A 12,937-nucleotide genomic window follows, 5' to 3' on the forward strand; every position below is an offset into this window, starting at 1 on the left:
TCGGCTTTGCTTTGTCCTAAAATGCTAAGCTCGTCTGCTTCATACAAGATATTGGAACCACCTAGAATGACTCAAAAAAGCGCTCTTGCTGCATTACTCCTTTTGCCAAGCTTTTCATATGCAGCAACTGTCCTATCTGCTCCACCAGAATTAAATAATAAATCTTATGTATTGATGGATTACGAGACTGGACAGATTCTCGCTGCTAAAAACGAAGATGAAAAACTTGCACCTGCTTCAATGACAAAAATGATGACAAGCTACATCATTGAGCAGAAACTTTTAAAGGGTGAATTGACTGAAAACGAACAAGTACGCATGAATGAATCTGCGTGGTGTCGTGGTAGCAGTTCTGAATCATGTATGTACGTTCCTTTAAATGGCACGGCAACAGTTTTAGAAATGCTACGTGGTATTATTATCCAGTCAGGTAATGATGCATCTAAAGCAATGGCCGAACACATTGCGGGCAATGAAGGTACTTTTGCCCACATGATGAACCAAGAAGCAAAACGTGTGGGTATGGTGAATACGCATTTCATCAACTCAACAGGTATGCCAGCTGATGGTCATTACTCAACTGCAAAAGATATGGCGATTCTTGCTCAGCACATTATCAAAGATAGCTCTAAATACTACCCAATTTATTCTGAAAAAGAATTTACTTTCAACGGGATTAAGCAAGGCAATCGTAATGCCCTTCTTTATACAGATCCAAGTGTTGATGGTTTAAAAACAGGTCATACCAATGAAGCAGGTTTCTGCTTAACCACGTCAAGTAAACGCGGTCCAATGCGTTTGATCTCGGTGATCTTTGGTACACCAAGCATGAATGAACGTGCCAGCCAAACACGTACATTATTGGCTTGGGGCTTTGCAAACTTTGAAACTGCAAACGTTCAACCTGCTAACCAAGTTCTTGCAAAAGCAAAAGTATGGTTTGGTAAACAAGACGAAGTTCAAATTGGCTTAGCTGAAAACTTCAATGTGACCATGCCTAAAGGCCAAGCAGACAAGATTAAAACTCAGCTTGTGGTTCAACCAAAACTGAATGCACCTTTAGCCAAAGGTCAAGTAGTTGGTAAATTAGTCGCGAGTCTTGATGGCAAAGTGATTGCTGAAAAACCACTGGTTGCATTAAAACCTGTTGAAGAAGCTAGCTTCTTTGCACGTATGATTGACCATATCAAAATGTTCTTCAGTAACTTATTCTAAATTTTAGAAGAGTACGATTAAGCATTCATGCTCTTGGGCATGGATGCTTTTTTATTTTATAATTCCTTTAAATTTTCCGATCGAAAGCCATTATGCCAAAGAACATCCGTCCTTATTTAGACCAAAAACCTGACGTTGATTCAAGCTGCTATGTAGATGAGATGTCAGTTGTAGTTGGTGATGTCAAATTAGCAGAGAATGTTTCCGTCTGGCCTTTTGCTGTGATTCGTGGTGATGTAAATTCGATTCAAATCGGCAAAAACAGCAATGTGCAAGATCACTGTATGTTGCATGTCAGCCACAAAAATCAATCTAAACCGAATGGTTCTCCGCTGGTCATTGGAGAAGATGTAACTGTTGGGCATCATGTGACTTTACATGGATGCACCATTGGTAATCGTGTCTTGATCGGGATTAATACCGTGGTGTTAGATGATGTTGTTATTGAAGATGATGTGATGATTGGTGCAAGTAGTCTGGTGCCGCCACGCAAAGTCTTAAAAAGTGGCTATCTTTATGTCGGGAGCCCAGTACAGCAAGTTCGTGCGTTGACCGAAAAAGAAATGGAATTCCTTCCTTATTCAGCACGTCATTATGTGAAAGTGAAGAATAATTATTTAGATCAAGAGAAGTAATTTTAAAATCAGCATATAACAGGTGTTAAATGCTGATTAAATATGTGTCTTAAACACTAAGAGTAGTGAGATATTAAAGCTCACATAAAGAACAATTCACACCTCGGCAGTTATGCAACACCGATGTCCGAGCACTTTTTTTGCTGGTCCCAGGCCCTCCAACCAAGGGCCCTGCCAGTTGCTCGGCACTCGATGAGGGTCGCCATTTATTTTTGACTGAGATCTTTTGATGCCCTGTTATCATCGGTTTTAATAACATAGATTGCTGGCAATACGGGCAAGATGTGTTATCCCTTGCAATACTGACCATTGGGACACTCTGCTCAAAAATCCCTTCACAATGTTCACATCTAAAATCATACAGTGGCATCTTAAAATCCTTCTTTAACGATCAATCTTGCACTCATCCAAGACTAACGATGTCCCCAAAACTTATTCTCATTTAAGGCACCTTGCGGCAAAATATTCTTCTCAAAGATCGAGGTTGGTAAAGAAATTGTGCAAGCACAGTTTGGAATATCCACAATGCCACCGATACGCCCTTCAACAGGTGCAGCGGTCAGCAACATATAGGCCTGAGATCCCGTAAATCCAAAATTCTCAAGATATTTAATCGCCTTTAAACAGGCCTGACGATAGGCAACCGTAGCATCCAGATAATGATTAACCCCATTTTCTACGCTGATGCCTTCAAAGGTTAGCCACTGATCGTAATTAGGTCTGACATTGCTTGGAACAAAGATCGGTGAATCAATATTATATTTTTCCATACCACCTTTAATCAGGTCAAAACCAACACGCGTTACCCCATCCATTTCAATCGCACCACAGAATCCGATTTCGCCATCACCTTGTGAGAAGTGTAGATCACCCATCGAGAAGCCAGCACCTTTCTGATACACAGGAAAATAGATACGACTACCTGCCGCTAGATCTTTAATGTCGGTATTACCACCATGTTCACGCGGCGGCACTGTACGAGCCGCTTCAACTGCCATCCGATCAAACTCTGCCCCAGTCACACCTCGTAACACCGCAGTTCTTGGATCAGGTGGATTTGCCTGCCCCTTAGGTACCAATAAGGCCTCTCTACGATTCCACTCTTTTAAAAGCTCATGTGAAGGAAGCGTCCCCATTAATCCTGGATGTTTTAAGCCAGCAATACGAACACCAGGGATATGACGTGACGTTGCAAATAATCCTTTTAAATCCCAAATTGCCTTATCCGCTTCTGGGAAATAATCCGCTAAAAAGCCACCGCCATTTTCTTTCGCAAATACACCTGAAAAACCAACTGCTGAGATCGGTTGAATATCTAAAAGATCAATCACCAATAAATCCCCCGGCTCAGCACCCTCAACATAAAAAGGGCCTGTCAGTGGATGCGCTCGAGTGAGATCTACATGTTTTACATCAGACACATCATCGGTATCTTTAATTTGTGCATCTAAGAAATCTAGGCTTTCAATGAGAATTTCTTCCCCTGGTTTCACCGATGTTAAAAATGGAATATCTGGATGCCAGCGATTATGACCAATCTCTGCTTGTTCTGCTAAAGCGACACCAGGTTTAATTTTAATATGTTGCATAATACTTTGACTCCGTGTGCTGTATATGAGCCTAATTCTTCATCTGTTCTACTTCTAAATTATTGAAAGGCCTAAGCAAATAATACATCGCTTAGACGGAATTATTATTTTTACCTTGCGGTCAAAAAACACACTAGCACATTCTGTTTTTTTGAAGCAATTTCTTTTCGATTCTCAACACATCAAATACACACGGATCACAACAAATATTTTTCTTCCGCTTTAGCCAATTAACCTTCCTATGTAGCCAAAAACAGTCAAATTTTGTAGAATACGTTTTTTAAAATCATGGTGCTTTCTATGACCGCTTGGACACCTCATGTCACAGTCGCCACTGTTGTCGAAAAAGACGGACGTTTTCTGTTTGTTGAAGAACACAGCGAGGGCTTTGTACATACCGTGTTTAATCAACCGGCAGGTCATGTCGAATGTGACGAAACCATTATTCAAGCAGCGATCCGTGAGACCTTAGAAGAAACAGGTCATCATGTTGAAATTGATCATCTGCTTGGAATCTATACCTATACCCCACCAATGTTTCCTGATCGTACCTACTACCGTTTTTGCTTCTTGGCCCATGTCACGGCAGTTGAAGAAAATGCGCAACTGGATACAGGTATTGTTGGTGCTGTATGGATGAACTTGGATGAGTTACAAGAAACAGCACGTGCACGTAGCCCATTGGTTTTAAAAGCCGTTGAAGATGCCCTAGCTGGCAAAAAATATCCTTTATCGCTTATTTATGAGCACCCTTTTTCTCCCTCATTAACTTCTCATTTGGATGCTTAATTAGATGCAACAACGTGTCATCGTCGGTATGTCTGGTGGTGTAGACTCCTCCGTTTCTGCCGCATTATTACTTCAACAAGGATATCAAGTTGAAGGCCTTTTCATGAAAAACTGGGAAGAAGATGATGGTACGGATTACTGCACAGCACTGGAAGACTTGGCAGATGCTCAAGCCGTTGCAGATAAAATTGGCATCAAACTGCATACTGCCAACTTTGCAATGGAATATTGGGATCGTGTCTTTGAGCACTTCTTGGCTGAATATGCTGCAGGTCGCACACCAAACCCTGATATCTTATGTAATAAAGAAATTAAATTCCGTGCCTTCCTCGATCATGCCATGACTTTGGGTGCAGACTTTATTGCAACAGGTCACTATGCACGTCGTGGTGCAAGCACACAAAATTCACGCGGCGAAACTTACGCCCCATTGCTCCGCGGTGTTGATAATAACAAAGACCAAACCTATTTCCTACATGCAGTTCATGGCCGTGAAATTAACAAAACCCTGTTCCCTGTGGGTGAAATTGAAAAGCCAGAAGTTCGTCGCATCGCAGAACAACTTGATTTAGCAACAGCCAAGAAAAAAGACTCAACGGGTATTTGTTTTATTGGTGAGCGTCGCTTTACTGACTTCCTTAAACAATACCTACCTGCACAAGCCGGAAAAATTGTTTTGGAATCAGGTAAAGAAGTTGGTGAACATCATGGCTTGATGTACTATACGCTGGGTCAACGCGGTGGTATTGGTATCGGTGGTATGAAAGGTGTACAAGAGGGTGCATGGTTCGTATTACATAAAGATATTGCCAATAATCGCTTGGTGATTGGTCAAGGACATGAACACCCACTGATGCAAAGTACGCAGCTTTGGAGTGAGTCAATTGATTGGGTTGCAGGTGAACAGGACATTCCATCGGCTGGATTCCGCTGCACAGCGAAAACCCGTTATCGTCAACCTGATCAAGCGTGTACCATCTATCGCGATGAACAGACTGAAAATGGCATCCGTGTTGAGTTTGATGAGCCGCAAAGAGCTGTGACTCCAGGACAAAGCGTGGTGTTCTATTCTGGAGAGGTTTGCTTAGGTGGTGGTGTGATTCACCATACCAATGCACCTGAACCAGATTTTATTTAAGGAAATTGGAAGCGAAGCATGGTCGAGTTACCCTTTCAGCACACTCAAGCGTTGAATGTTAGACAGAACCGTGCTCTAGCATTGGCCGCAGTCTTTCAGGCAACTCAGTTAACACATATGACTGCAATGGCCGGCCAGCAAAGCATTGGTGATAGTGGTAATTTCTATTTTGAGCTGTTGATCAAAGCCAGCCTGAATATACGTCCTACCGCTAACAACGCCACTCAGACCTTAGATTTTTTTAATCAACTTGCAGATATTTCACTCGGATTAAAAACATTAGAAGGCTGTATTACCCAGCCTTTTAATACCGCCCCTAAATCCCGTGTTCCCAAAATGTCGACAGCTAAATTGCCAATGTCCTATGCAATGGCCCTGTTGCAGTTGGAAAAGAAAGTTTATAGCAATCCTGAATATGTCAAAATTATAGAAACTGCCCAACAAAAAATCTTAAAGCAACTCTCTTTTTTCGATAATAACTATTTACACCCAAGCATCATCGCCAATTTAGCCCAAACCTATGTCGAAACTGCAGGACAAATCAATCCTCGTATTTTAGTCCGTGGCAATGCCGAAGCATTTAAAGACATCAATCATACCAACCGTATTCGTGCAAGCTTATTTACAGGCCTACAGCTGGCACATTTATGGAAGCAGTCAGGTGGCAGCTCATGGAGTATGATCTTTAGTAAACGCAAGTTATTGCAAGATATTCAAGCTCTCGCTCGTTTGCAGTATCAGGTGGTATAGACCGATGCTACAACGAATTTATTTTTATGTTTATTCCAAAATTAAGGAATCTGTATGAATGCTTTAACCGCACTCTCGCCACTTGATGGACGTTACGCTAGCAAATGCGATGCCCTACGCCCTTTTTTGTCTGAGTTTGGTTTAATCCACGCTCGTGTCACGGTTGAAGTGCGTTGGTTACAAGCACTTGCAAATCGTGCAGAAATCATCGAAGTTGCACCTTTTTCAAATGAAACCAATGCAGCTTTAGATGCAATCGTTTCAAATTTCTCTGAAGAAGATGCAAACCGCATTAAAGAAATTGAACGCACCACTAACCATGATGTAAAAGCGGTTGAATATTTCCTTAAAGAAAAAATTGCCAACATTGATGAATTACAAAATGCAGGCGAATTTATTCACTTTGCTTGTACTTCTGAAGACATCAATAACTTGTCTCATGCACTTATGCTAAAAAATGGTCGTGAAGTTTTAGTTGCAAGTATGAAGCAACTTCTCAATGCGATTTCAGCTTTGGCAACGACTCACGCTGAACAACCGATGTTGTCTCGTACACACGGTCAAACTGCAAGCCCTACTACCTTGGGTAAAGAGATGGCAAACGTTGCATATCGTTTAGCACGTCAAATCAAGCAATTTGAAAATGTAGAATTACTCGGCAAAATCAATGGTGCTGTAGGTAACTACAATGCGCACCTTTCTGCATACCCAGAAATTGATTGGGCTGCACATGCACAAGCATTTGTTGAATCTTTAGGCCTAAGCTTCAACCCATACACCACACAAATCGAGCCACATGACTATATGGCTGAGTTGTTTGATGCTTTACGCCGTTACAACACCATCTTGATCGACTTTAACCGTGACGTTTGGGGTTATATCTCGCTTGGTTACTTCAAACAAAAGTTAAAAGATGGTGAAGTTGGTTCTTCAACTATGCCGCACAAAGTAAACCCAATTGACTTCGAAAACTCAGAAGGTAACTTAGGTATTGCAAATGCTGTTTTAGGTCACTTAGGTGAAAAGCTTCCTGTTTCTCGCTGGCAGCGCGACTTAACTGACTCAACTGTATTACGTAATATGGGTGTTGGTTTTGCGCAAAGTTTAATTGCTTTTGATGCCTGCTTAAAAGGTGTTGGTAAACTTGAATTAAATGCTGCTCGTTTAAATGAAGATTTAAACCAAGCACAAGAAGTTCTTGCAGAACCGATTCAAACTGTTATGCGTCGTTATAACGTTGAAAAGCCATACGAGAAATTAAAAGCACTTACTCGTGGTCAAGCAATGACACGTGAGATGATGGTGAACTTCGTCAATGGCGATGAACTTGCTCAAGTTCCAGCTGATGAACGTGCTCGTCTAGCTGAGTTAACACCTGCAACTTATACTGGTAATGCAGCTGAACAAGCAAAACAAATCAATGATTTGATCAGCAAGATCTAAAACTGATTGACTCAAAAAAGCAGAGCTTCGGCTCTGCTTTTTTTATAATTGAGAAAGTTATTTTCTAAAATCTTAATCTACAACGAATTTGTAGCTTTTACTAAACTCATCATCGCCAGCCCCATAAAAACCCATAGAAATACTAATATCGTAGGCTCCCTTATATTTTGGGGTTCCTTCTATTCTTAATTTATTATACGCACTTATATCATTTATATTAATAGGCTTTATTTCAACCCCCATATCACTTGGAAAGTTTGTTTTTACCTCAAAACTTCTTTCCACAACTCTTCCACCTGTAACCGCAATATCCTGACTATAATTTTCATTAATATGAGCGATAGGTAATTCACTAGGTTGTGCTTGATAACTTTGGCTACAACCAATTAAAGCCAAACATAAACTAAAGATAAGTGTAAAATTCATACCAAAACCATAAAGTACTATTATTCAATTACTCTTGAACTATAAAAGTGTATTTTTCTATTTCAGCATCTCCTCCACCATAAAAACCAGCTAAAATATGAACTGTAAATATACCTTTATACTTTGGAGTTCCCTTAATTTCTATCATGCTATATCCATCTAAATCATTAATAGGTTGCGACTCCTTTAAAATTTGGTAATACGATTGTTCCCCAGACATAATCGGCTTGATGAGATGGAAGTTGAGCACGGTGAGCTGGTGCTAAGTTGGCACTATATTTATCTAACAGTTCTTCAGCATATTTGATTTGTTCCTCCCATAACTTTACCGTTTCATAGTAATATTCATAAGAAAGTAATTGCTCTAATAAATAGATTTCTCTTGGGAATAGCTCTTGTTTCTTTAAATCAATCATTTAAATTATATAAATCTCAAAATTTTAAATGCCCCGAAGGGCACTTTAGTTATTCTTCACCATCAAACTGCCAATATACTTCACCCCAGTCAGATTTTATCTCAGGTAAAATTTCACCTTCCTTAAAGTATTGACGAGAATTCTCTTGTGCAACTGTAAACCAATAGCCTGTTTTAGGGCAAATCTGACCTGAACGTATACTCAGTTTCTCTGTAAAGTTTACATCTGCATGAGCATTTACGTTACCAAAATTTTCAATATCAAAGATATAAAATTTTTCTTCTTCCGGAATTATTCCATCTAGATAACGCTTATCTTCCCAAATTAAATACCATTCGGTAAATTTGGATTGATGTATATCCCCTTTACTATATTTAGGTGCAAGCGTTCCTTGATAAAAGTAATTAGGACAGCCTCTCTCCTCATTATCTAATTTTGCTTCATAAATACCAGTTATCGTTATTTCCTGTTCTGTCTCTATCACAATTGAATCAAAATTCTCATCTACTAGTGATTCACTCACTTGATTTATAATATTTTTCTTATATAAAGGCCAATAAGTTAACTCAAACATCGAATCAAAATTCCATTTTTGAAATAACTTATCCAATCTTTTAGGTAAAAAATATTGTGCATACTTATAATCTGCTGAAACTGTAATCTTAGCTATATCCAACATTTCAGATGCTATAAGAAGTTTTTTAATAGCACCAATATGATAGGGTTCTTCAAAAAGACTACCGTCTCTTCCTCGCATACCCAATTCAATATAAAGTGGATCATTAGCTAAATCTTTTTCATCTCCGTAACGACCAAATATTACACTTTTTATTCCATCTTCAAAAAATAAAGGATATATTTCATTTTTATAGGGTGTTTTAAAAAAAAGCTCTAATCCTTTTTCTTGATCATTCAATACATTTAAATACATGATGTATTGTTTTTCATAGTTTTCACTATACTTTGCTTTAATCTCATCTGTAGGATTTTTTAAAAATTTCTCAAAATTACTAACAAAATCAGCATGCATTTCATATATTTTTTTAAAAAAATAATAGCTTGAATACATTTTATTTAACTTCACAGCTTGACTTCTATTAATATTACTTCCTCTATTTATCTGCATAATTTCATTATTACTTAACAAAATGATACGTTATCAGCTTTTGCCTTCTGCTGGTAACGTAACTTGGGCATTTAACACCTACTTACCATCAAACTGCCAATATACTTCACCCCAGTCAGATTTTATCTCAGGTAAAATTTCACCTTCCTTAAAATATTGACGAGAATTCTCTTGTGCAACTGTAAACCAATAGCCAGTTTTAGGGCAAATCTGACCTGCCCGTACACTCAGTTTCTCATGAGAACTCACATAGGTATAAGTATCCTTAATGCCAATATTTTCAATATCAAATATATAAGTTTTCTCTTCTTCTGGAATTGTTCCATCTAAATAACGTTTATCTTCCCAGATTAAATGCCATTTGACATCAACCCACTCATCAGTGCCTTCTAGTTGATAATCTGTTGCTCTCGAGCCATCTAAGAAATAGTTAGGACAACCCACTTTTCCATTAATTGGCAACCATGGCTCATAAATACCCGTAACCTTTACTTCTTCACCTGTAGCGATTTGCCCAATTGGATTTAGGTTAAAAGGAGGACACATTGGAATCGGTTCAGGATAAATTCTTAATGGTGGCCATTCTTTAGAGAAAAAAATAGTCTCATAAGACCATTTTTGAGATTTTCGTATTGTATTTTTATCAATATATGAAAATGGCTCACTTACCTTACCAGCTAAATAACTCTGCATACAAATATTACGATAGGTTAATGCAATTAATAGTAAGCGTATAGAACCTGTATGTTCTACTTTTCGCCCAAGTGGATCAGTCTTATAATTTACTGGTTCAAAAATATCAGTTGATCTGGAAATACCTAGACCCAATAAGATATAGAATGGATCTTCATATATTATATTTTCATCAGCATATCGATCAAATAACCAATCTGTAAAATCGACATTACAAAAACTATTATATGCTTCTCTTTTATGTTTAGTCGTTCTAAGTAGTGTCAAACCATTCTCTAACTCAACTATTTTATTTAGATAATGAACATATTCACCCTCATGCCTTTTTTGTAAATGCTCTGCATATTGGTGTTTCAACACTTCTTTCGGTGGATTTCGTAACTGCCTTTCAAAAGCATCTAAAAATTGCTGATATAAGTTACGTGCTTGATCTAAAAAAGTATAACTAGTGTACTTCTTAATTAAATAAAATGCTCTATTTCGTGCTTTTTTTTCTTGCATTAGTGACATCGTTTTAGGATTTAACATAGATTAACGTTTCTCAGTTTGTGATGATTTTTGTTTTTGATACTCCACACCTAAACGTGCCATTGACGATTGTTAATTGTAAAACTTGCCCTAGTTTTCGCCTTAACAAGGCTTAATTAAAATATTAGTTAATTAATAAAAAACTCTAAATTATTTTTTTCTTAGAAAAAATTTCGTCTGAATCTTTTCTGTTCCACACATGAAAAATACCACTAACGGATCCCATTGCCTTAATAATCTCCATTCTTGAATCTTCATTAAAATTTTCAAGGTTATTAGAAAACATATTAATTAGTAATTTAAAATTAATACTTTCAGTATTATCTATTTGAATAAAATTATCTTCAGCAACAATATTCCAAACAGGTATAGGGTAAGAGGTATCATGAAAAATTATATAAATTGTTAAAATATCTCTGTAATAAATTTCTACTGGGTTTATTGTGTCATAATATGCGGTTATTTTCCGATCATTAAAACTAAAACTGAGTAATTTAGGCTTTTGATCTAGCACCTTACTTCTGAATAGTTTGTTTAAAAAATTTAACAACATAATTTAACCTTAGTTAGAATAGAGTCCATTGGGTAAATGCTTCTAACTCCTCATCAAAAGCATCAACTAATAAATACGCACCAAATCCACCAATTGCCCCACCAATGATAACACCAACAGTAGAACATATCGGTGAACCAGGCCCACATATCGCCCCCGCTGCTGCACCACCACCAGCGCCTCCTGCAATTCCACCTACAATCGTAGTTCCTTGTCTATATATTTCTTTTTCTCTATTTTCAGCATTGTAAATTTCGTAGCCTGCGTACGCTACAGAGAAAACTATCAAGACTCTTCCACCTATTTTCATCCATTTAATTTTAGCATTAAACGATTTTTTTGATTTTCCAGAACCTTTCAAAACGCTGTAGTAAACTCTATTTTTTTCATCTGCTGTTAAGGCATTAAAATAACTTTGTTTCGCATTAATTTTAGACTTTATATGTTGATCCATAGCTACACGATTTGACCTCAGGGCTTTAAATTTTTCGGGATCTTTTATTTCCATTGCGTAATATTCAAGAATTTGCTCTAGGGTTTTACCCGCTGCTTTTTCTTTTTGAGAAATAGCTAACCCTATTGCTGAATTTTTTTTTCGCGTAGCATCTAAAATTTGATTTCTTAAGTCTGTTGCTTCTAATGCTGCATCTTTGACAGAAATTTTGCCTTGCTTAACAGCCTCAAGATAACCATCACTCATTTTTTTTATTTCACGCATATATACAGCGCGTAAATTTGCATCATGAATTAAAAAATTGTTTCCAAAATAAATAGCTGTTCCATTTAAGCTATCTAGAGCAATTTCTAATTCATTTTTGACTTTAACTGGAACTTTATTTGATTCAACTTGCTTAGTTGTTCCTGTTGTTGTTCTCAATTTAAAAGTAGACTGATTGAATTCTCCATTTTCTAAAGCAGGCACCCTAATTCTAGCCAGTTTAGCGTTATCAAGTAGGAGTTCTACAAAAATCAAATCTAATTTATTACAGTTATAAACTTTAGTGCATCCATTTGAGTCAAGCTTTCCACCATAACTTTGTTTAGCTGTGGTATTAGATAAGCTATATCTTAAAGATGATAAAATTTCTTTATTTTCACAAAAAACTTTTAATCTAGCAGTATATGTCATTCTTCTTGTTCCGATACTTCTGCGTCATATTGATGAACTAAAATATTATAAGTTTCCTCTTTGTTATTCGTAGTAATCCTCACAATACCATCCTTAGGAACCTCACCCTTGCGTACATTACCTTTTGAATCAATTAACGTAAAAGTTGGTAAACTTTCTAATAGTTCATTACTAAGCTTATGTCTAACATCAAACTCTAACAAATAATTACCATCAGATCCCGCTGATAGAAAAGGTATATTATTAGTAACTTTCGCCCCACCCATAAACAAATGCTGCCCAGCCTTTACCTCAAACTTTCCACCTGTGGTTGGGAAAATACCAGCACCATTCAACTTAATCTGAGAACCACCCGCAGTAATCACAATCTCTTTCGGACTGGTAATTTCTATACGATCTTCGGTCGAGATAATCTGGATGCCTTGCTTGGCAAGCAAATCCATACCATCCGATTGTGCCTGAACTTCAAACTTACCTTTTGCAGCCACTTGTTTAATGCCATTCTGC

Annotated in this window: 14 protein-coding genes and 1 pseudogene; 6 read left to right on the plus strand and 9 right to left on the minus strand. The window is 37.6% G+C overall.

Translation table 11 applies throughout. From position 1 onward, the window contains the following. Nucleotides 1–66: 66 nt before the first annotated feature. Nucleotides 67–1,215 (plus strand): D-alanyl-D-alanine carboxypeptidase PBP5/6, encoded by a 1,149-nt coding sequence (gene dacC / locus A7P54_RS01560; RefSeq protein WP_004808276.1) that lies wholly within the window; start codon nucleotides 67–69, stop codon nucleotides 1,213–1,215. 92 nt (nucleotides 1,216–1,307) lie between these two features. After that, nucleotides 1,308–1,850 (plus strand): gamma carbonic anhydrase family protein, encoded by a 543-nt coding sequence (locus A7P54_RS01565; RefSeq protein WP_005202610.1) that lies wholly within the window; start codon nucleotides 1,308–1,310, stop codon nucleotides 1,848–1,850. Between the two features lie 73 nt (nucleotides 1,851–1,923). Here A7P54_RS01565 and A7P54_RS01570 read toward each other — a convergent pair whose 3' ends face one another. Continuing rightward, complete coding sequence (locus tag A7P54_RS01570) at nucleotides 1,924–2,220, minus strand: FmdB family zinc ribbon protein (RefSeq protein ID WP_171548448.1); 297 nt, start codon at nucleotides 2,218–2,220, stop codon at nucleotides 1,924–1,926. A gap of 43 nt (nucleotides 2,221–2,263) precedes the next feature. Then, nucleotides 2,264–3,439 (minus strand): formamidase, encoded by a 1,176-nt coding sequence (gene fmdA / locus A7P54_RS01575; RefSeq protein ID WP_004652821.1) that lies wholly within the window; start codon nucleotides 3,437–3,439, stop codon nucleotides 2,264–2,266. Nucleotides 3,440–3,739: 300 nt separating this feature from the next. Here fmdA and A7P54_RS01580 point away from each other — a divergent pair, with 300 nt between their 5' ends. Genes A7P54_RS01580 through purB form a run of 4 tightly spaced genes read left to right on the plus strand, consistent with a single transcriptional unit; the run spans nucleotide 3,740 to nucleotide 7,559 of the window. Then, nucleotides 3,740–4,228 carry an NUDIX hydrolase gene (locus A7P54_RS01580; protein ID WP_032865053.1) on the plus strand — a complete coding sequence of 163 codons (489 nt, stop codon included), beginning with the start codon at nucleotides 3,740–3,742 and terminating at the stop codon, nucleotides 4,226–4,228. Between the two features lie 4 nt (nucleotides 4,229–4,232). Next, a complete protein-coding gene (gene mnmA / locus A7P54_RS01585) occupies nucleotides 4,233–5,366 on the plus strand; it encodes a tRNA 2-thiouridine(34) synthase MnmA (protein ID WP_005183263.1) in 1,134 nt (377 codons plus the stop codon). Between the two features lie 18 nt (nucleotides 5,367–5,384). Next, nucleotides 5,385–6,116 carry a high frequency lysogenization protein HflD gene (gene hflD / locus A7P54_RS01590; RefSeq protein ID WP_005183265.1) on the plus strand — a complete coding sequence of 244 codons (732 nt, stop codon included), beginning with the start codon at nucleotides 5,385–5,387 and terminating at the stop codon, nucleotides 6,114–6,116. Between the two features lie 54 nt (nucleotides 6,117–6,170). Next, nucleotides 6,171–7,559, plus strand: a complete 1,389-nt coding sequence (purB, locus tag A7P54_RS01595) for an adenylosuccinate lyase (protein WP_101237170.1) — start codon at nucleotides 6,171–6,173, stop codon at nucleotides 7,557–7,559. A gap of 72 nt (nucleotides 7,560–7,631) precedes the next feature. Here the strand turns inward: purB and A7P54_RS01600 are convergent, their stop codons facing one another. From A7P54_RS01600 to A7P54_RS18880, 7 genes and pseudogenes are all read right to left on the minus strand, one after another. Further along, the gene (locus A7P54_RS01600; protein WP_171548449.1) at nucleotides 7,632–7,985 is read right to left on the minus strand and encodes a hypothetical protein; all 354 of its coding nucleotides are present in this window, start codon (nucleotides 7,983–7,985) and stop codon (nucleotides 7,632–7,634) included. 179 nt (nucleotides 7,986–8,164) lie between these two features. Continuing rightward, a pseudogene (locus tag A7P54_RS01605) lies at nucleotides 8,165–8,401 on the minus strand (hypothetical protein); the annotation flags it as partial. Between the two features lie 49 nt (nucleotides 8,402–8,450). Further along, the gene (locus tag A7P54_RS01610) at nucleotides 8,451–9,527 is read right to left on the minus strand and encodes an Imm72 family immunity protein (RefSeq protein WP_171548467.1); all 1,077 of its coding nucleotides are present in this window, start codon (nucleotides 9,525–9,527) and stop codon (nucleotides 8,451–8,453) included. A gap of 78 nt (nucleotides 9,528–9,605) precedes the next feature. Continuing rightward, the gene (locus A7P54_RS01615) at nucleotides 9,606–10,748 is read right to left on the minus strand and encodes an Imm72 family immunity protein (protein WP_171548451.1); all 1,143 of its coding nucleotides are present in this window, start codon (nucleotides 10,746–10,748) and stop codon (nucleotides 9,606–9,608) included. 145 nt (nucleotides 10,749–10,893) lie between these two features. Further along, the gene (locus A7P54_RS01620) at nucleotides 10,894–11,301 is read right to left on the minus strand and encodes a hypothetical protein (RefSeq protein ID WP_171548452.1); all 408 of its coding nucleotides are present in this window, start codon (nucleotides 11,299–11,301) and stop codon (nucleotides 10,894–10,896) included. Between the two features lie 13 nt (nucleotides 11,302–11,314). After that, a complete protein-coding gene (locus A7P54_RS19050; protein ID WP_338149688.1) occupies nucleotides 11,315–12,430 on the minus strand; it encodes a hypothetical protein in 1,116 nt (371 codons plus the stop codon). Further along, nucleotides 12,427–12,937: DUF2345 domain-containing protein (locus tag A7P54_RS18880; RefSeq protein WP_252728582.1), on the minus strand; the 511-nt coding region annotated here is incomplete at its 5' end. The genes A7P54_RS19050 and A7P54_RS18880, both read right to left, overlap by 4 nt.

The sequence above is a fragment of the Acinetobacter sp. Ac_3412 genome, assembly GCF_013072675.1.
Lineage (GTDB): Bacteria > Pseudomonadota > Gammaproteobacteria > Pseudomonadales > Moraxellaceae > Acinetobacter > Acinetobacter higginsii.

Excerpts from the sequence above, each read along its gene's own strand:
- purB (WP_101237170.1), top strand. The coding sequence starts at position 6,171 with ATGAATGCTTTAACCGCACTCTCGCCACTTGATGGACGTTACGCTAGC.
- hflD (WP_005183265.1), top strand. The coding sequence starts at position 5,385 with ATGGTCGAGTTACCCTTTCAGCACACTCAAGCGTTGAATGTTAGACAG.
- fmdA (WP_004652821.1), bottom strand. The coding sequence starts at position 3,439 with ATGCAACATATTAAAATTAAACCTGGTGTCGCTTTAGCAGAACAAGCA.
- mnmA (WP_005183263.1), top strand. The coding sequence starts at position 4,233 with ATGCAACAACGTGTCATCGTCGGTATGTCTGGTGGTGTAGACTCCTCC.
- A7P54_RS01610 (WP_171548467.1), bottom strand. The coding sequence starts at position 9,527 with ATGCAGATAAATAGAGGAAGTAATATTAATAGAAGTCAAGCTGTGAAG.
- A7P54_RS19050 (WP_338149688.1), bottom strand. The coding sequence starts at position 12,430 with ATGACATATACTGCTAGATTAAAAGTTTTTTGTGAAAATAAAGAAATT.
- A7P54_RS01570 (WP_171548448.1), bottom strand. The coding sequence starts at position 2,220 with ATGCCACTGTATGATTTTAGATGTGAACATTGTGAAGGGATTTTTGAG.
- A7P54_RS01615 (WP_171548451.1), bottom strand. The coding sequence starts at position 10,748 with ATGTTAAATCCTAAAACGATGTCACTAATGCAAGAAAAAAAAGCACGA.
- dacC (WP_004808276.1), top strand. The coding sequence starts at position 67 with ATGACTCAAAAAAGCGCTCTTGCTGCATTACTCCTTTTGCCAAGCTTT.
- A7P54_RS01620 (WP_171548452.1), bottom strand. The coding sequence starts at position 11,301 with ATGTTGTTAAATTTTTTAAACAAACTATTCAGAAGTAAGGTGCTAGAT.
- A7P54_RS01565 (WP_005202610.1), top strand. The coding sequence starts at position 1,308 with ATGCCAAAGAACATCCGTCCTTATTTAGACCAAAAACCTGACGTTGAT.
- A7P54_RS01600 (WP_171548449.1), bottom strand. The coding sequence starts at position 7,985 with ATGAATTTTACACTTATCTTTAGTTTATGTTTGGCTTTAATTGGTTGT.
- A7P54_RS01580 (WP_032865053.1), top strand. The coding sequence starts at position 3,740 with ATGACCGCTTGGACACCTCATGTCACAGTCGCCACTGTTGTCGAAAAA.